The organism is Clostridium sp. (assembly GCF_036646415.1).
Taxonomy (GTDB): domain Bacteria; phylum Bacillota; class Clostridia; order Clostridiales; family Clostridiaceae; genus Clostridium_J.
On the sequence record NZ_JAVXMF010000002.1, the window covers coordinates 206915 to 226558 of the forward strand.

Sequence of the window (19644 nt, forward strand, 5' to 3'; positions counted from 1 at the left end):
ATTATAAAGCTTAACTCTTTTTACAAAGTAGAAAAGAGAACATTAAAGCCCACTTTATATTCTTTAATATCCTCTTCTCAAAATGCACTATATACTAGTTACATTTCATGTAGTCATAATATTTTTTAGTTAAATAATTTAGTTTATCATTGTTTGCTTTAATCCATGCTTCAAGACTTCTGCATTGTGATGATGCTACCTCATGCTGCTCCTTTGATATTTCACGTTCTTCTAAAGCTTCATCCAGTTCATTCTCATCTAAAACTATTACCTCTCCCGTAGTTAATACTACTAAATCTAAGAACAAATCATCATAAAATGGAATTCCATTGTCTGTAAGCTGATATTCTTCTGATATATCAAAATACCACTGTATTACTTCGCCTTTTTCATTGATCATCACTGTTACTACAAAATTCTTATCATTTGGAAAATACTGAAGCCATGAATAGTTCTTATCTGCAATGCAATAATCTTGTCCAAGAGTTTGAATCACTAATGGTTCCCTTACTTCTTTCATATAAATAATTGATATATATCCTTTTAACTCTTCATTATCAATGTATTTAAGCTTGAACTCCCTATCTAAAACTCTTCTCCAATCTGATTTATCCGCATATCTTCGCTTCATGATTATTCACTCCTATCAAAGAGCTTAGACTTATAATATAATTCTAATCCCTTTAATATTATTATATTATAAAAATCACATTAAGAACACTAACTATATACGCTTTACCATAACTCTTCAACTACATCTAGAGTGCTTGTCCATAGATTAACAAATACTCTATTTTTCTTCTGTTATTATTATTGTCTTATAACTCAAATGTATTCTCTATAACTCCTGGTAATATGCTATATATTGATTTTCCCATTTTCTCTTCAAAATATTTTTTCGTTTCCATGGTTGCTCTCCATTTATCAGCAATATAATCATTAGTTCCATGTCTTAACGCTACATCAACCATTCTTTTTTCCATTAAACAAAATCCTTCTGGTAATGCTAGAGCATCGCATAACTGTATAAGTCTATCATAATCATCAAATTCTACATTTTGAATATAATCTTCTACAAAAGTATATTCTTCATCACTACAATAATCCCATCTGCCAAAGGTAGTTCTCATATCACGACAATTAAAGGAATGCGTTAAACAAATTTTTGCTACTCTAGGATAGCCCTTCTCCATTGCAAAATTATAACCAAGTAAAGTATGCTTCATATAGGTTACTCCAAACCTTACCCCAATATCATGTAACATTCCTAATATTAATGCATCATCAGAATTTAAATCATTACAATTTTTAGCTATTAATTCTGCTGCCTTTCCTACGTTTATAGAGTGAGCAATCCATGGACCTGGATTTAGTCTTTCACCTTCTTCTAATAGTTGCTTTGCCTCTTCTAAAGTTGGTATACCCTTCCCCATATTATCCTTCATTTTCCTAACCCCTTTCTTTACCACTGACTATTTTTATGTTACCTATACCTTAACATAGTATTTTTTTATTTAACCCTTTGATATTATCCTAAAAGTCCTTCATTATTATCTTAATCCAAATTTCATCTATACCATTTTCATAGGTTTCTATAAATCTTATTTCTCCAGTTAAAACTTTTCCACCATCCATAATCCTTGAAAATATCTTATTCTTATCCCTTGGCACATATCCAATCTTTTCATTTTTAACATTAAGCACTGATATAGCATACTTATCATATTTATTTTCTGGTTCCCTTATTAAAATTATCTTGTCTTTGTGCTTAATTTTAGTAGAAAGTTCTTCTAAATAATATTTAATTCCCGAAACCTTAACTGTTAACAAGTAAATTTCATCATTAAAGGGTAGTCCTAAGCTTCCATTTTTGATATGTCTAATTATTCCTCCACCATTATCAAGATTAATCAAAAAATGTTTATTCTTGTCCATAAGCTTATCCCCCCATTGTATCTAAATGATTTTCTAAAAACTTTCTTTCAGTAATTAAATTTTCAACTTCTTGGGTAAAACACTCTTTTTCATTAATAATCCACTGTTCATCAGACAACTGTCCTTTTATATTAAGAGGAAACTCATTTTTTCTCTCGTGTATAAATTCTTCAGTTTTTTTTATCAAATTCTTAATTTTTTCTATATTAGCCTTTATATCATCAATTTCATTTACTTCCTCTACATCTCCCTGGTCTTCTAATAAAGTTGATAAAAGCCTCAATTGCTCTAAGTCATTATTCTCATAAGCTTTTAGAATTCTATCCCAAAATCTTCTTTTCTTAGTTGACAAATCACTATTTAAATCAGGATGGAATTTCTTTGCTAAGGTCCTAAAGATCTTTTTTACATACTTTATTTCATCATTGGATAATTCAGGTAATTCAATATACTCTTTACCACTTTTTATATCTTGCTTCAAATTTTCTTGTTGCCTAAAAAAATCCTTCAACTCTTCCTCTATAGTTTTATTTATAGCTTGGAAATCTATTTTTCTATTATTATTTATATATCCCTGGACTAATCCTATCTTTCTTCTAAGCCTCCTTATTTCTATACTTTCATCTAGTTTCTTGTAGATTATATCTCCAAATATTGATAAATACTTACTTTCATAATATATTATTTCTTTGTGAATCAAATCTTCTTTTTCTTCTTCTACCATTATATATAGTTCTTTTAAATTCCTATACTTACTTTTTAGTTCTTTATATTCCTGTAACTCAATTAGTTGGCCCATTTTCTCACCCCAAATATATTTCCTAAATTACTAAGTTTATCTACTAACCATTATACATTAAAATTATACATTTTTACTAAATATAATATTATAAATAATTTTAAACTATATTTGTTAAATATAAACATCGTTTAGATTGAGCCTAGTATGCATGACATGTTATACTAAATTTGTCATACTTGTATACTAAGATTTTAATAAGTGGTTTTACAGATAGGAAGTGAAAATTATAATAAAGTATTTAAGGAATAAATAGCTAATCTGTTTATTTAAAAGGTGGATAATTATGAGTACTTTAGAAAAAGCTATATCAATAGCTGTAAAATATCATAGAAATCAAAGGGACAGTGAAGGCACACCTAGAATAGTTCATTCTCTTAGTGTTATGTTTAATATGAAAACTGAAGAAGAAATGATTGTTGCTATATTACATGATGTAGTGGAAGATACAGAGTATAATCTGACTCGATTAAAAAAGGACGGATTCTCTACTGAAATTCTAACTGCTATTGACTACATAACTCATAGAAAAAAAGAAAGCTATGAAGATTATATCGACAGAGTTAAAATAAATTCATTAGCTTTAAGAGTTAAACACTCTGACTTAACTCACAATATGGATATCAAAAGAATGAACAATATATCTAATGAACAAATGATTACATACATAAATAAATATAAATTCACTTGGAACAAGCTAAAAGTTTTAAATCCAGATACCTTAGTAAATAAATCTAAGTTGAATTTTAAAACAAAATATAACTTGAACACTATTAGTACCTATGCCTATAAATATATGAAAAGGATGATTAAAGTGAATAATTTAGAAAAAGCAATCTCTATAGCTGTTAAAGCTCACGAAAATCAAAAAGATAAATCTGGAACACCCTATATACTTCACCCATTACATGTAATGATGAAAATGAAAACTGAAGAGGAGAAAATTGTTGGTGTTTTACATGACGTTGTTGAAGATACAGCCTATACATTAGAATCTCTTAAAAATGAAGGCTTTTCCTATGAAATAATAGAAGCCATAGACTGTTTAACTAAAAGAAAAGATGAGGATTATTTAAATTATATTAATAAAGTAGCCTCAAACACTATTGCCACTAAGGTTAAAATTCAAGATTTAGAACACAATATGGACTTAAAAAGGCTTAATGATATAAAAGAGGAAGATATACTCCGAATCGTAAATAACTATAAACCTGCTTGGGACAAACTTAAAGTACTAGTAATTTAATAATAAATCTACAAAAACAGAATAATACTTCCCACGCTTTATATATTCTACAATATTAAATTAAATATTTTTTGCCATATATAAATCTTGTCCATAATTAAATATTTCATCTGCTAAAACTAAATTTTTCTCTATATCCATTAACCCCTGAACTTTATATAAATTCTCTATTCTTTCCACTATGTCCTTTGGCAGATGATCTGATATGTGTACAAGACCATATTCACAATGCCTTGGAGTACAGATAACACGGAATAAAGTAACTATAGAGACATACACACATATTTTTCATAGTATGCAAAAGCTTCAAGGTATTTTTCTCTCTTAATATATTTAATCACTCTAGAACGTTGTTCATATCTTGTAATGCATTGTTTATAAGTATCTAGGGAACTTTTCTTGTCCTCTTTAGGTGGTTCAATTATATTTATAACATTTTCCTTATCAAATAATATTAGAGGATATTCTGCAATATCTCCTTTTACAAAGGTACATCCTTCAACAATGAAATTATTTCTTCTCTGATATTTATCACTTATATCACTTCCATTTCTATAAACTAAATAAATTTACATATTTTAAATTATCTAAGTTAAAATATTTTTTTAAATCTTAACCTACTGTATAAATCCTCTTATAATTACATTAAATCTCCGCTGCTCTACTTAACCTCATAAATAAAATGTTCTCCCTTCTCAAATATAATGCTAAAACCATTCTTAAACCCAGCTTCTTTAAAAAGCCTCTTTTGTGTATTTAATGCAAAAGGAATATCTATGTGATAAAGCTTGATTTTTTCATCACCGTATTGTTTTAATAATTCTTCTCTTTGTTTAAGCCACTTTCTTTCATAATACTTAGTTACAACATAATCCCCTTCTATATAACTTCCACCTTCCTTTAATGCTTCTTTTATCTTTTTATAAAGAGCTAGCTTTTCATTATATAAGAAATGATGCATAGTCATTACGCCAAATATATACTGAAACTTATTAAGTCCAAAATAATACTCCAAATAAGAATCTACTACTATATTTATCTGATTTACATTGTCCTTATATTTGTCCTTAAGAATTTTTAACATCTCTTCAGACAAGTCTATACAAGTTATTCTTGCATTTGGAGCCTTCCTAAGTATTCCCTCTATTTCAAGGCCTGTCCCACATCCTAAATCAAGTATTTCAATTGATTCTTCAGTATATTTCATAGTTGATGATACTAATTTATAGTATTCATCAAAGGAACTAACTGTATTCTCCATATGCTTATCATATTCCCCAGCTCTCATATTGAAAAAGCTGCTCATTTCTTCTATCTCATGATTTTCGCTCATATTATCATCTTCTTTCTATTAATATACATACTATTTACACTCTTTGAGCACTTTTGGGATTTCATAATTATTCATATCCTTTCATAGTACAAACTCTAATTGAAAATCCCTTGGATCACTTTCATATAACTCTTTATCTACTTCCTCAGCCGCTCTACAACCTATAGCAAAATAAAATGCAACTGTTTCCTCAGCAGAACTTGCACATATATAAATTCTATCTACTTCCCATTGCTTCAATTCTCGTGTAACAGCCATGAACAACTGCTTACCTATGCCCTTATTTCTGTCATCCAAGTTAATAAACAGCTGATCTAATAAAACATATTTAAATCTTTTTCCAAATAATTTCTTATTAACAGTCACAAAACCTATTAATTTATCGCTACAATTAAAAGCTCCAATAGCAATACCACCATTTATAAGAGTTTTTTTCATGTTACTTAGGTGATTTTCATAGCCATTAGGCCAATCTAAATCATGATAATTAATATCTATTAGTTGACGTTTTCCCTCTATTTCTCTCCATGCTTTCCCTATATATTGAGATGGATTCATTTCCTTTATAAGCTCGCATTGTTCTAACTCTAATTTTCTATACACAATTTCAGTCATAACTTTCCCCCTATTACTTATTTACTAATAGAGTCTTTATGCCATTAGCTAAATTGTCCTGCCAATCATAGTAAAGATGAGCTCCTACAAAGATTTCGGAAGTTACATCATATCCCTTACTACTTAATGTAGATATCATCTTATCATTTGCTTTAATATGCTCTTTATGGAACCCTTCTAAAGATCCCATATTAAAGTAAAAATCTATCATTAATTTTTCTGTATCTTGGTATTTTTTTGATAAGTTTGAGTTACCTTCAGCATCTGCTTGCAATTCTCCATTCTCATCTAAATACCATGCAAAAGCACCTGATTGTGATAAAACCTTTCCAAATATATTAGAATATTCAAGTGCTGCATAAGCTGCAAACTGACCACCTAAGCTAAGTCCTGCAATTATTGTTCTTTGCGGACTTCTTGTTACCCTATAATTTTCTCTTGTCCAACTCATTACTTCTTCTATAACAAATTCTAGGAATTCATTACCACCAATTAATTCTTCACTTCTTTTCTGTGAATTTTCAATAAACACAGCACAAGTAGATGGTATATGATTATCTCCTATAAGATTGTCTAATACTTTAGGTACTTCTACTAAATTTACATAATCCCATCCGTCTGTAAATACAATTAGATTGTTATCCTCCTTAATACTTTCATATCCATAAGGAGTATAAATCCAAACCCTTCTCTCTTCTATATCCGATTTAGGTATAAATTTAACCTTTTCAATTTTCCCAACTTTATTATCTACCCTTTCTTTTACCCATACCTTCTCCTTAGCTCTAGGCATTTCAATTATATTTTCAATAGGAGCAAGTAAGGCACACTCTTGTGGATTTTCATCATCTATAGGTGGTATATAAGTTTTAGAATTTAAAGGGTCTACTATTACATCTTCATGCTTCCAATCATATTCTTCATCAACATTTACTACTAATATATATAAACAACGGGCTTCCTTAGATAAAACAGTGCTTCTATACCACAAATTACTATTATCTAATCTATATAAGTCTGTTTTCTTATCCCCCTCACCAAACATCCAACCCCCAAATGCTTCACTAAAAACAAAGATATTGTCTATTTCTCTATCTTGCTTCCAAATTACAGTTACCAATGAATTTTCTTCATTACCCTCAATATTCTCAATAATTGGAGTACCTATTTTCTCAATTTTTCTCCAAAATTCCTCCATTACATTAGCTTTGCCAGCTTTTATATCCTCCTTAAGTTTTAATAACATCGGGCTTAATATTCTTTCATCACACATAATTTTTCTTAGCAAGAGAAAATATACTCCTTACGTATATATCTCTCTTACTTCCCCCTTTCAATTTATATATTTTTCAATAGAACTTACCCATTCGACTGTTCGTGAAAATAAGTTTCCATAATAATAAACCTAAATTCTTCATCTTCTAGATACTCTTCACACTTTTTAAAACCTAGTTTATTAAATAGTGATAAAGATGGTTTATTGCTTTCTTCAATCTCTACATATATCCCCTTTATGTCCATATTATTAAATATATACTCCATTACTGTTTTAATTGAAGTGTAAGCTATTCCTTTTCTCAAGTAGCTATTATTACCTATAGTAACTCCCATCTCTCCTCGTTTTTCTACTGTATCTATGCTAAAAAAATTAACAAATCCAATAAAATCATCTTCTGTATTAGTAATAATAAAATATTTATACATTCGTTCTTCCTTATTTGCATTTATTACATTTCTATCAAACTCATTACAGTATCTTATACACTCTTCAATTAAATCCTTGCTACTACTAGGTATAGGTCTTGGATCGTACTTATTAATTTTCCTGTCAATTCTACAAGAAAATAAATTAGTGATATCTTCTCTACATATATCTCTTATCTTAATGTCCTTATCCTCATAATAAATCATTATTAAATCCCCTTTTACTCATATATTTATATTTTAAAACTATATTTATCCTCACCGATAACGTTCTGTAGTAACAGCTTTAAATCTCATTACACACAAATCTAATATTTTAGCAACAATAAAAGGCTATAAGAAAGATATCTTTCTTATAGCCAAAACTAGCACTTCTATTTTACTTATAACCAATATTACATAACTATACACATATAAATAAAAATAATTATTAGATATTTTTACATACCTAAATAAGTCTTCATTCTATTTATGCATAAATGTATATTAAATTGTATTATTATAAAATAACATGATTATATCATGTCACTAAAGTAATATTTATACTCCTTTAAGCCCAAAATATCTACTCAATCTATTCATATATATAAATAATACTGATAAACATAAGGTTCCATATTTAACTTAAGGATTTACTTTAGAATCGAGTTTAAATTTTTATAAATTTATAACCCTAATTTATAATATTAAGCAAAATTCAAAAATAGTTTAATAAGATTGATTTCATTTCAATTGTTTTAAAAAGAAGTACCACAAAAATCCTATAACATAGGCAAAACTTCTTTTAAAATTAAATATTCTATTTTATCGAACTTTAATTAACAATTGATTTTAAATAACATCTCACTAACCCCTTCCTGAACTTTAAATTACATGTATAATTTACCATAAATTACTTTCATAGTCAAGTATAAATTTGAAAATAAAAACTTTTCACAATATTAAACTTTTTTGAGATAAGATATAATTTCAAAACTCTTAACTTTTTCGAGTTATATATAACAACCATTAGTTAAAAATAAATAAAGTTGTGTCAAAATAGAATTAACTTCTATGTTGACACAACTTATATAACTTTAAGTGACACACCAAATTTTATATTTGGATAGTAGAACTTACTCATTGAACTATTTGTGAGAAAGAGCCTCCATTATTTATAAAATTCTTGAGTAGCATAATATCTATCTCCTGATTTATAAACTCCTACTCCTATACTTGTAAAGTTAGTTGATAATATGTTTTCTCTATGTCCCTGTGAATTCATCCAGTTAGTCATAAACTGATTTGCAAGGGCATTCAAATCAGATACGCCGCCTATATAGGCTATATTTTCACCCCATGCTCTATAAGAAACTCCGTCATTAGCCATTTGTGTAGTTATAAGTTGGCCTTCTGGATTTTTATGATCAAAATAATTTCTATCACCCATATCTTTTGATTTAATTCTTGCATACTTCTCCATTAAACCACTATAGCTTAGCTGAGCTACTCCAGCTCTAGCTCTTTCTTCATTTACTTTGTTAAATATAAGCTGCTCCACCTGAGATGAAAAATCTCCCTGATTACTTGGTGGTGTTGGTGTTGGTGCTGAAATGGATGGTGTAGATGGTGTGGCTGGCTTCTTCACTGGTGTCGATGACTTCTCAACTGGTGTTGGTTGGTTATTTAATTTAGGTGCTTCTTCAGTGGAATTATCATTGTTAATAATTTCTTCCTCTTTAGGTTCTAATGCATAATTTGTGACATTCTTTTGTGAAGTATTTTCACCTTTTGCCTGTCCACTTTTACTAGCCATTGATACTTCATTTTCTTTACTTTCACTAACTACCTGTTTCTTAGTAGCCTCTTCCTTGATTGAATCGATTTTAGGTAAAGTATTTTCTTCTAATAAATCATCTTTATTATCTAAATCCTTACTCTCCACATTCAGGACTTCATTTGAGTTGCTTGTCCAGTCTTTGCCATTTTGAATTGTAACTCCCACTAATGCAGTACCTACTACCGCTCCACATATCATCAGTGTAATAAACTTCTTTTTCATTAGTTTCACTCCCTTTAATTTGTGTTGTTCTTTATTTATACCATAAAACTAGGATTTTTTTATTAGTAGAACCACTCCTTAATATCCATAATAATTTATATTTGTATAATATAACCTTACTACGCCTTCTTATCATTATTTTGATAATTATCTTTTGGTTATTATAGCATCCCTTATACTCCAACCCCTAAGCACTAATTATTTATACCTAATTATCTTTATATATTTAACTATAAATTGAAATATTTACATTAATATTCATACAAAAAAAGAACCCTGGTAATATCAGGGTTCAAAATCTATTTTTGTAACTTTAAACTTATGTTTTCATAAATATACTTCATTTTAAATAATATTATTTTATATACTCATCACATACTGATATTAATATACTTTTTAAGTTCTTATGTATTGAGCTAAATCTTTCATCTAGTAACTCTTCTTTAGTTACCCAGGCATATTCTGAATGTTCCTCATTTATTGCAAAGTCAGTTAAATCATAATTTTTAGCTTTAACTAAGTAAGTATACATAACCCTATAAATATCCTCTACAGTGCTTCTTGACTTAAACGCTCTCACATTTAATTCTTTAATTAGTTCCACATCCAGATTAGTTTCCTCCTTAGCTTCTCTGTATAAAGCGTCAATTGGAATCTCTTCATATTTAACTTTACCTGCTGGCACATTCCACACTCCCGGTGCAACCACACAATCATTTGCCCTTTTAGTTAATAATACTCTATCCTTATGAATAATTATTGCTTCTACTGCTATTCTGTAATTTGGATAATTCCCCATAATAATTCACCCCTTTACTTAATACTTTCTTTTAAAACTCTTAATTCTCCCTCACCAATTGCAACAATAGTTCCCATATGGTACACCCCCGTTAAATTTATTTTATTATGCCTGTTTTTCTTAACTCATATATATTTAGTGAATGATTATAGGGCACATCAATTTCTCCCTTATTAACCATATTAATTACTTGTTCTCTATATGGAGACTCAAGATTCACTCCAACTATTTCCCAGTTGTTACTAACCTCAGGCTCAATAACTCCTTGCTCTGCAATATATTTTACTAACATATCTTTCACTAAATTATTAGACTTCCAAATATAATTATTCTTAACTATGTTTCTAGCTTTCAGTGTTGTAAAGTAAGCATAATCACTAATAGCTAACTTTATTGTTCTTTCATCTTCCAAGGGATTTCCTTTAAACATCACATCTACAATACGCTGCCCAACTGATTTAGAAATATCTATATTATAGTCTACTCCCGCAAACATATCATATAAATAACCCGGAATATCCATGCTAAAGCTTATTGAAATATCTCCTGGCTTCCATTGATTGTAAGCTGATGCTACCCACTCCATATATTCTTTTAGCTCTGCTCCTGTAACCTCTACCACATATAAAAGAGTATCAAATTTATATATGTTAACTATACTTCCATAGTTTATATTTCCCGCTTTAATGTCACTATCATCTCTAATTAAGGATGTCGAAGATACATCTGCACCAGAATTTAAAAGTTGAACCTTATTTATTAAATTTATAATTGGAGTATCTTGAAGTTTCCCCTGTGGTATCCACTTTATTTCATCTATTGGCTGAAAATCTTTCCATGCTCTTCCATAAACCTCTCCTGTTGTAAAATCAACAGTTTTCTCATGGGCTTGTCTAACTATAGGAAGTTGTCTCAGTTTTTCACTAGGAATATAATTCTTCATATCTATAACCTTCACTTGGCTATCTACTACATTATTATTTTCATCTAAAGTTAAATCAAACCTAACAACCTCACGCCCACTATCTGTAGAACCACCAACTAGAGCTTTTCCTATTTTATCTTCAATAGTTATATGAAAATGTCCAGTCATTAGAATATCTACTTCAGGACATAAATCTAATACCCTATTAGCAGCATCATTATGAGATTTTTTATCATATTCTGCCTCCATACTAGCATGGGCCATAACCATTATTACATCAACCTCATCCTTAATCTCATTTACATATTTACGGGCAGTTTCTCCTAGACCATGAAAATTTAGTTCTTCGACCTTATCTCCCACCCAACGAGGTACATTAGGAGTAGTTAACCCTATAATTCCAACCTTCATTCCAGATATCTCAATGATTATGTAAGGCTCTACAAAATTTTCTCCATTTTTCTTATATGTAGTATTTGCTGAAAGTAGTGGAAAGTCACCTTGTTCTTTCATCCGACTTATTAAATCAAGATCAACGTTAAACTCATGATTTCCAAGTACCATTGCTTCATATCCCATATAATTCATGGCTGAAATTACTGGATGCTCTCCACTTTGTTTATTGTATATATAATCAGTTAAAATAGTTCCTTGAATAATATCTCCATTATCTACTAATATAGTATTTGGATTTTCAGCCCTCACTTTCTCTACATAAGAATATACTCGAGCCATTCCATTGTTTTTCGTCTCCTCATCATTCTCGTAATTATAACCCCAAATGTTGCCATGAACATCTGTAGTAGCTAAGATTGTAAGATTTTTCTTTCCATTGGACTTTAAAATATTATTATCTATATCTAAGTTATTTAAAATTCTACTTTCCCCTCTATTCATTATAATCGTCCCCCATAATTTATTAGATATGTTTAAATCATAGTTAATAAGTCTTAATAACACTTAAGTAAATCTAAACTTTCTGCAAATAATTCTATCACTAATAATGTTAATAACTAACTTTAACATTATATTGAACCTAGACTATTTATCAAATATTATACCACATTACTCCATACTTTTTATCTTATCTTATATATGATATACATCTTTCATAATCCTTGCTGCAGTAAAACTTTTAGCAAGAGAAGCAATACAATAATTTCCCCCTTCTAAAATATATTCCATAAATTGTAAATGAGTGTAGTAACATAAAAAAAGAGTTCAAAGCACCAAAATGGTCTTTGAACTCTTTAAATTATAATTTAAAAATTGATTTACCTATTGTTTTTCTTAATTTTGTAGCTTCTAATATAATTCCATATAAAACATTAAATAATACATATATAATTAAGAACACTGCTACTTTATCAGCCACACGATATCCAAAGAATCTTATTATTATATTAAAGACATACAATAATACAAAACTAACTGCCAAACCTATAGCTTGATCTATTATATTTGCTCCTAATCTAGACCCACATCTACATTTTTTCTTTTCTACAACTTCAATCTGAATTTCTTCTTTATCCTCTTCATCCACATAGGAATCAATTACTTGTAGTATATCCTGTACCTCTTCACCGTTTACTTGTAGATTTTCAACTAATTCTCCTTGTTTCTCACTTTGTTCTTCTAAGTTTTCAACTTCTTCTTTTAAGTTTTCATCCTTTTCTACCATTATATATCCTCCTAAACACTACTTTGGTTATTTTCCAAACTCTCTGATTAAATATACTACACTTCACATTATCTGTAAATTAATTCATTGTAAACTTAATATGAACGTATCAGTTAGTTATTGATTAATACATTTTTATAATTTATCCTTAGCTATAATACTATTAAAATAAATTTTTTCACCATATATAAAATTCATTTAATTGAAATATTTCAAATTAACCATACCACAATTCATATTTTTTGTAAATTAATTACCTTGCAGGAAAACTTTTTAATTGTTAATGTTTATTTTGATGATTTTAATTTATAATATAATTATAAATTAAGAAATGGAGTGATTAACATGATAACCTACAAATGTATAAAATGTGGTTGTGATCAGTATGAAAATGATCAGTTTCAAGCAACTGGAGGTACACTATCAAAAATCTTTGATGTACAAAATAAAAAATTTATAACAATTAGCTGTAAAAAATGTGGCTATACTGAACTATACAAAGGAACTACTAGCACAGGTGAAAATATTTTAGACTTCTTAATGGGGTAATATTTATTCTCAGAGTAATTGTGACCTTTGTTCTTGATAAAGAACTAGACCAAGAGGATAACAAATCATCTATATAAAAATACATTGAAGAAAATTAATAATAAATATTACTAAAATAGTGGCTGTTTTAAAATAAAATTTTAAGACAGCCACTATTTTAAAATTTCAACTTAAATTATATATTTGATAAAAACATAACAATATTTTCAACTATGATTATTCAGCTTGTCTAGTCGAATTTTCTTAAGATACTTATATAAATAATATAAATTTATGAATACTATTAAAATATTAACAATAGATACTGGATATGATCCTATGATAAATCCATATATCGCAAACAAAAGGCACCCTATTAAATTTATAAATCTAAGCTTTATAATGTCCTTCATAAACATGGAAATTGCAATTAATATAGATGCTAAATATCCAAGCCACTCTACTAATGAAATGCCAAACATAAATTTATCCTCCTAATAATTAACTATACTAATCATAAATTCCAATCTTTTATTACGATTTTAAAACTTATTTAAATATAACACTGATTCCTAAACTCAAGTTTCTACTTATAGTTTGTCTATTATTTAGAGATTTATGCTAATGTATTTTTATTTTATACTTGTTTAGGCTTTATGAATAACAATAAAAAAACAGGTAAGTCCATTTTAGACCTACCTGTTTAAGTATTTATCTTTTATTATTTTTTAGGTTGAAGAAAGGTAAGCTTTAAACCTTCTATAGTTAGTACGCTTACAACTCCTATTATTATTACATAATAAGATAACATCTCTTTTGAGTTCAAGCTAATAGTAAATATCAAAGATAGCACATTTACTACTATAACTATTATAAAATATTTAATCTTTAAGGATTTCTTATATTTTATAAATGCTAAAACTATAAATAATAGTAATAATAAAACTAAAATACAAATTATCCAGCTTCTTAAATTCAAATTATTCCACACAGTATTTCTGTATGTTAGCGAACGCATTACCCCCATCTTTTTATTAGATAAATAATGCAAAACTGCTGCCACTACTGTTAAAGCAACTTGAATAATTATTCCAACCCATTTAAAAGTATTCTTTATCTTCATATTAATACCTTACTCTTATTTATATTATTTTTGTGGTTCTCCTGTCTCTATGGTACCTGGTTCATTTCCAGTGTTACCGCTCCACTCATTCCATCCACCATCATAAAGAGATATATTTTTAAGTCCCATTACATCTGCATATATTAAAACTTCTGCTGCTCTCCAGCCAGTTCCACAATAAAATGATAAGTTTTTATCTGGAGTTATATCATATTCTGCCCACATTTTAAGTATTAAATCCTTATTAATCATTGTGTTATCTATGTTTCTATAATCAGCTAAGCTTGAGCTATCAGTTCCCGAATGACCCCATGCTGCACCAGCAGGACGCCCCTTTGGCTCTATATAGTCATATCCAGAAACTTTTCCTATATATTCATCCCAGCTTCTAATATCAACTAATCTACTTTCTTCTTTATCCGAAATTATTGCTTTAGCTTCTTCAAAATCAACAATATAATCTTTATTTACTGGTGCATCTGCTCCAAATGAATCCACCGCTACCTTTACATTGGACGTTTTCTCTAATTCATATCCAGCTACTTCCCACTTGTTAGTTCCACCATTTACTAATCTAACATCTTTTACACCTAAATACTTTAATATTGTAGCTACTCTAGCAGCAGGAGTAGTATCTGCTCCATATAAAACTACAGTTGTATCAACAGTTATTCCATTTGCCATTGCAAACTCTATAAGTTTTTCATCTGAAAGACGATTCCATAATGGACCTTCCTCTACTTCATCAGTGTTAATATGTATTGCTCCTGGTATATGGCCTTTGCTTAAATAGTCTGGAGAATCTGATTCTTGTCCCCATGAAACCTCAAATACCTTAAAGTCATTACCTTCATAAGTTTCAGGTTTTTTTCCATCCACTAAATCTTTTACCCATGATACTGGAACTAACATCTCATAGTTATCATAAGCTTCCATATCATTCTCGTCATTCACTGCCCACTCTTTAACATCATATGTATATAAGTTTTCATATCCTTTACTTGCTAAATATTCTGCAACAGATTTAGCATCTTCACCATTAGCATCATAAAGTACTACATTCTTCTCTGCTGATATTCCTCTAGCTTCTAAGTCTTCTGCTAATCGATTATCTTTATCTTTACTATCCACATCTAACCATGCTGCTGAAAAATCTACAGCACCCTGAATATGTCCGCCTCTTTTCACCTCATCTAACTTCCATCCGTTAAATGCATCATTTTCTCTTGTATCAACTATTACCCATTGATCATTTCCAATATTTTTCGAAAGTTCTTTAGTGTCTATAGTTTTAATTTCGATATTTGAATTTCCTTCTTCTTTAGCCTTATCTTTACTTCCACAGGCAGTTAGTGCAGTCATTGAAAGTGTTAAAATTAACGCCATTATTATTAATTTAATACTTTTTTTCAAAGTAATCCCTCCTTGTATTAATGTTTTTTCCATAGTTAGATTATCATCTCTTATATACTATGTAAACATTTGTCGTGTAGTATTTAATTTTATAATCATTAAACTTTATCTATTAAGAAATCTAATATAAAAGATTATTTAAATTATAGAAAATAACACCATTTTTACAACACAAAAAAAGTGACGAATTAAATCATCACTTCTATAAAATCAATAAATATTATTTCTTAAATATTCCAAATGGCTTTCCAACTGGTAAGAATACTCTTCCGAAGTGAGTATTAAGTACTGCAGCTGCTGAACCGTAGAATGAAACTAGAGCTATTGCTAGTTCTGAATATCCAGCTATCATATGTGTTACGTGATAAGCAACTCCAAAGGTTGATAATGCCAGTCCTATGAATAGAAAATCTATCAGTACAAATATTGTAAATAGCACCTTATGAGTTTCCATAGCTCCTATGGTCATAAATATTGTAAATATTAAATATCCTACATATGCAAATCCTAGTTGATTTAAATCAACTGATGCTGCTAAAGCTGTTCCAAATACTCCATTTTGTATTAACCATGTAAATCCTATTGCATACCAAAAGAATGCATAAGCTCCAAAAGCTGTTGCTCCAAATGTATTGTTATGCTTAAAATCATTAATACATGCAAATAATTGAGCTGTTGCTCCTAAAAATATTGCCCATGGTAAAATCAAAGACACCCCTGATGTTAATCCTAATTTTTGAGATGATGCTACTAACGTTACCATTGCTAATCCAAATAATCCTAGAGCAGATGGGTCCGCTACTACAATTTTAACCTTTGTATCTTGCATGATTGTTCCTCCTCGTTGTTTATTCATATAAATTTCACACTTACCTACAGTATCATATATGATATTTGTTGTCAATATAAATACTGGCCTATTTGGGGGTTATGTCCCTTTGAAATATTTTGATACTCTTCAACAGCAGATTCATCTTCAAATAGTATATTAGGATTTTCCCCATTAAGGCACTTTTTAGAGTTTTAAAATCTTTTTTAACATTACACTTATCAAAAACTTATTCTTTAATAAGTGTAATATGATCCTTTTCTACTTCTATTAATGCTTCAAAAACTCTAACCAAATTCTTACTATTCACTTCTTTTTTATACTTCTCATAATATTCAATAGCATGCTTTTCTCGTTGTTTTGCTAATTCTAAGAGTGCATCATCGCTATCATGTTTATTGTAATTTATCTTACTTAAACTTGGATTTTTTGTAAACCCACCCAATTTCAAATGAATTTTAGAATGAAATATTTCTATTCTCCCAAGTGCTTCGAATAATTTCGAAACATCTTCACTCTTAGCCATTTTAGCTGCTGTATTATAAAAATCCCCATTGAAAAGTTCAAGCTTAGCAGCATGATCTAAAATCTTTAGTGTCTTTTCATCAAGCAATTTACTTTCTACTTCAATAATTTCATTATCATTACTTAGATGCGCCTTACCAACCCCACAAAATGGACAAAATATAATGTTATCTGTTGAATTTTTTTCTAAGAAGGCCCATTGATTAAAATTGTAATTCTTTTCATTTATATCCATCCCACATATTTTACACTTCATATTATTCACCACCTAAAACTTTCTATCTTTATTATATATTACATTTAAAATATTATATAATTATTTACTATAAAAGTACACAGTTTGTATTATAATTTACAGATTGAAATGATTTAACTTATTTTATATACACTAGTATGACACACCACAACCCTGCCTTGACTTATAATTACAAACTATATATGATAATTTGTGTATCCCTTATCTAGTTCTTTAATATAAATATTGCAATGCTACTTGTAAAAACAAATTAACGAAGGAGGTCATTAATTTGAAAAAAAATAAGAAAACTTTACTTTCAGTTTTCTTACTTCTGATACTAGTAATTATTTACTTCATATTTTTTAAAGGTTTAACTGCTGAAACACTGAGAGAATATATCCAAGACTTTGGATACTTAGCTCCTATAATTTATATTCTTGCCTTTACCTTACTACCCATTGCATTTTTCCCAGTTCCTGTTCTAGCCCTTGCGGGTGGTTTACTCTTTGGTTTTACTTATGGTACAATTTATACCATTATCGGTGCAACTTTAAATAGTGGAATCATGTTTCTTATGGCTAAAAGCTTAGCAAAAGATGCTGTTACAGAACTACTACAAAAGAAACTTCCTGAAAAATGGAGCAAATTTTTATTGGAAATGGATGAAAAACAAGGCTTTAGGGTGATCTTCATATTAAGGCTAATACCAGCCATGCCTTACAACGTGATTAACTATGGTGCAGGATTAACATCAATAAAATTTAGCAATTATATGATTGCTACTATACTAGGCATCTTACCTGGAACCTTAGTATTTTTAAATATTGGAAATAAAGCTATTGATATTCACGATCCAGCCTTCATAATTTCTATTGTGTTTTTGATACTTCTAACAATTTTTTCCCTTCTACTTGGCAAACTCATTGCAAAGAGAAGTTCTATAAAATAGCAGATGATTTTAGACTCTGCTAAACACTTATCTTCATTTAGATAAGAACTGCAAACAATACTATTATATCAATATTTAATTTGTCTATCACATAAATAAATCTAATTATATTGTTAAAAACTTATAAATAGATAAAGTAACCCTTATAAAGGGTAATAAATAAATTATAATAAAATTTATTTCTAAATATTTATTATTTTATCTGAAAATACAATACTTCCATTTAGTAATATAGTAATTTCGCCCAAATATTCATCGATATCAGGTATATCAGTGGAAATTGTAAGGTTTCTTGTTTTCTCCACTAATGCTACCTGTCCATTAAATAAAAAAGCAATGGTATCACTCATTGAAAAAGCATCTTCTTTTTCATGGGTAATCATGATAGTGGTAATTTTAAATTTCTTTTGTACTTTCATAATATAATCTCTTACATAAATCTTAAGATTATTATCTAATCCTGTAAAAGGTTCATCTAGCAAAAGTACTTTTGGGTCCACTGCCAATGCTCTCATTAATGCTATAAGTTGTTGCTGTCCCCCAGAAAGTTGATGTGGATATTTTTTCATATATTCTTCCATATTAAAGAAATCCACAAGGAACCTTACCTTTTCTTCTATTGTCTCTTTAGGTAGTTTTCTCATTTTCAATCCAAATTCAACATTTTCTTTTACTGTCATATGTGGAAAAAGCTGTTTAGATTGATGTACCATGACAATATTTCTTTTTTCTATAGATAAATCATTTATAGTTTTATTATCAACAATAATACTTCCTTTTGTAGGTGATAAAGCTCCTGTAATTATTCTGAAAATCGTTGTTTTTCCAACCCCACTTGGTCCTAAGATAGAAAAGAACTCACCATCTTCAATAAGTAGATTAACATCCTTTAAAATCTGTTTTTCACCAATAGAAAAATCTATATTTTTTAATTCTATTTTACTCATGGTCTTCCTACCTT

22 protein-coding genes are annotated in these 19644 nt (G+C 28.8%); 3 read left to right on the forward strand and 19 right to left on the reverse strand.

Annotation, left to right across the window (positions count from 1 at the left end; all coding sequences use genetic code 11):
• Positions 1 to 94: 94 nt before the first annotated feature.
• From RSD37_RS02165 to RSD37_RS02180, 4 genes are all read right to left on the reverse strand, one after another.
• A complete protein-coding gene (locus RSD37_RS02165) occupies positions 95 to 631 on the reverse strand; it encodes a DUF402 domain-containing protein (protein WP_346945051.1) in 537 nt (178 codons plus the stop codon).
• Between the two features lie 187 nt (positions 632 to 818).
• Positions 819 to 1445 (reverse strand): HD domain-containing protein, encoded by a 627-nt coding sequence (locus tag RSD37_RS02170; RefSeq protein ID WP_346945052.1) that lies wholly within the window; start codon positions 1443 to 1445, stop codon positions 819 to 821.
• Between the two features lie 88 nt (positions 1446 to 1533).
• Entirely contained in the window at positions 1534 to 1935 is a 402-nt protein-coding gene (locus RSD37_RS02175; RefSeq protein ID WP_346945053.1) for an HIRAN domain-containing protein, read from the reverse strand.
• 4 nt (positions 1936 to 1939) lie between these two features.
• The gene (locus RSD37_RS02180) at positions 1940 to 2734 is read right to left on the reverse strand and encodes a J domain-containing protein (RefSeq protein ID WP_346945054.1); all 795 of its coding nucleotides are present in this window, start codon (positions 2732 to 2734) and stop codon (positions 1940 to 1942) included.
• Positions 2735 to 3020: 286 nt separating this feature from the next.
• Between RSD37_RS02180 and RSD37_RS02185 the strand changes: the two genes are divergently transcribed.
• Positions 3021 to 3980, forward strand: a complete 960-nt coding sequence (locus RSD37_RS02185) for a hypothetical protein (RefSeq protein ID WP_346945055.1) — start codon at positions 3021 to 3023, stop codon at positions 3978 to 3980.
• 60 nt (positions 3981 to 4040) lie between these two features.
• Here the strand turns inward: RSD37_RS02185 and RSD37_RS02190 are convergent, their stop codons facing one another.
• The 9 genes from RSD37_RS02190 to RSD37_RS02230 all read right to left on the reverse strand — a co-directional run bounded on the left by RSD37_RS02190 (position 4041) and on the right by RSD37_RS02230 (position 13078).
• Complete coding sequence (locus RSD37_RS02190) at positions 4041 to 4259, reverse strand: hypothetical protein (protein ID WP_346945056.1); 219 nt, start codon at positions 4257 to 4259, stop codon at positions 4041 to 4043.
• A gap of 382 nt (positions 4260 to 4641) precedes the next feature.
• Complete coding sequence (locus RSD37_RS02195) at positions 4642 to 5313, reverse strand: methyltransferase domain-containing protein (protein WP_346945057.1); 672 nt, start codon at positions 5311 to 5313, stop codon at positions 4642 to 4644.
• Positions 5314 to 5394: 81 nt separating this feature from the next.
• Positions 5395 to 5928 (reverse strand): GNAT family N-acetyltransferase, encoded by a 534-nt coding sequence (locus tag RSD37_RS02200; protein WP_346945058.1) that lies wholly within the window; start codon positions 5926 to 5928, stop codon positions 5395 to 5397.
• 13 nt (positions 5929 to 5941) lie between these two features.
• Positions 5942 to 7216, reverse strand: coding sequence for an alpha/beta hydrolase-fold protein (locus RSD37_RS02205; RefSeq protein ID WP_346945059.1), 1275 nt, complete (start codon positions 7214 to 7216; stop codon positions 5942 to 5944).
• A gap of 71 nt (positions 7217 to 7287) precedes the next feature.
• Complete coding sequence (locus RSD37_RS02210) at positions 7288 to 7839, reverse strand: GNAT family N-acetyltransferase (protein ID WP_346945060.1); 552 nt, start codon at positions 7837 to 7839, stop codon at positions 7288 to 7290.
• Positions 7840 to 8782: 943 nt separating this feature from the next.
• Complete coding sequence (locus RSD37_RS02215) at positions 8783 to 9673, reverse strand: CAP domain-containing protein (protein WP_346945061.1); 891 nt, start codon at positions 9671 to 9673, stop codon at positions 8783 to 8785.
• A 355-nt stretch (positions 9674 to 10028) separates the two neighbouring features.
• Positions 10029 to 10472 (reverse strand): NUDIX hydrolase, encoded by a 444-nt coding sequence (locus RSD37_RS02220; protein ID WP_346945062.1) that lies wholly within the window; start codon positions 10470 to 10472, stop codon positions 10029 to 10031.
• A gap of 97 nt (positions 10473 to 10569) precedes the next feature.
• Positions 10570 to 12294 carry a 5'-nucleotidase C-terminal domain-containing protein gene (locus RSD37_RS02225; protein WP_346945063.1) on the reverse strand — a complete coding sequence of 575 codons (1725 nt, stop codon included), beginning with the start codon at positions 12292 to 12294 and terminating at the stop codon, positions 10570 to 10572.
• Between the two features lie 358 nt (positions 12295 to 12652).
• Complete coding sequence (locus tag RSD37_RS02230) at positions 12653 to 13078, reverse strand: RDD family protein (protein WP_346945064.1); 426 nt, start codon at positions 13076 to 13078, stop codon at positions 12653 to 12655.
• Positions 13079 to 13423: 345 nt separating this feature from the next.
• Here RSD37_RS02230 and RSD37_RS02235 point away from each other — a divergent pair, with 345 nt between their 5' ends.
• A complete protein-coding gene (locus RSD37_RS02235) occupies positions 13424 to 13627 on the forward strand; it encodes a zinc ribbon domain-containing protein (protein ID WP_346945065.1) in 204 nt (67 codons plus the stop codon).
• Between the two features lie 206 nt (positions 13628 to 13833).
• Here RSD37_RS02235 and RSD37_RS02240 read toward each other — a convergent pair whose 3' ends face one another.
• The 5 genes from RSD37_RS02240 to RSD37_RS02260 form a co-directional block, all read right to left on the reverse strand.
• The gene (locus RSD37_RS02240) at positions 13834 to 14088 is read right to left on the reverse strand and encodes a YgjV family protein (protein ID WP_346945066.1); all 255 of its coding nucleotides are present in this window, start codon (positions 14086 to 14088) and stop codon (positions 13834 to 13836) included.
• 239 nt (positions 14089 to 14327) lie between these two features.
• The gene (locus RSD37_RS02245; RefSeq protein ID WP_346945067.1) at positions 14328 to 14729 is read right to left on the reverse strand and encodes a hypothetical protein; all 402 of its coding nucleotides are present in this window, start codon (positions 14727 to 14729) and stop codon (positions 14328 to 14330) included.
• Positions 14730 to 14753: 24 nt separating this feature from the next.
• Positions 14754 to 16142, reverse strand: a complete 1389-nt coding sequence (locus tag RSD37_RS02250) for a rhodanese-like domain-containing protein (RefSeq protein ID WP_346945068.1) — start codon at positions 16140 to 16142, stop codon at positions 14754 to 14756.
• Between the two features lie 220 nt (positions 16143 to 16362).
• Positions 16363 to 16971: an acetate uptake transporter gene (locus tag RSD37_RS02255; protein ID WP_346945069.1), complete on the reverse strand. Its 609-nt coding sequence runs from the start codon at positions 16969 to 16971 to the stop codon at positions 16363 to 16365.
• Between the two features lie 229 nt (positions 16972 to 17200).
• The gene (locus tag RSD37_RS02260; protein WP_346945070.1) at positions 17201 to 17752 is read right to left on the reverse strand and encodes a ferritin family protein; all 552 of its coding nucleotides are present in this window, start codon (positions 17750 to 17752) and stop codon (positions 17201 to 17203) included.
• Between the two features lie 271 nt (positions 17753 to 18023).
• On the opposite strand from RSD37_RS02260, the gene RSD37_RS02265 reads away from it, so the two are divergent.
• Positions 18024 to 18683 carry a TVP38/TMEM64 family protein gene (locus RSD37_RS02265; protein ID WP_346945071.1) on the forward strand — a complete coding sequence of 220 codons (660 nt, stop codon included), beginning with the start codon at positions 18024 to 18026 and terminating at the stop codon, positions 18681 to 18683.
• 182 nt (positions 18684 to 18865) lie between these two features.
• Here RSD37_RS02265 and RSD37_RS02270 read toward each other — a convergent pair whose 3' ends face one another.
• The gene (locus RSD37_RS02270) at positions 18866 to 19630 is read right to left on the reverse strand and encodes an ABC transporter ATP-binding protein (RefSeq protein ID WP_346945072.1); all 765 of its coding nucleotides are present in this window, start codon (positions 19628 to 19630) and stop codon (positions 18866 to 18868) included.
• Between the last annotated feature and the right edge of the window lie 14 nt (positions 19631 to 19644).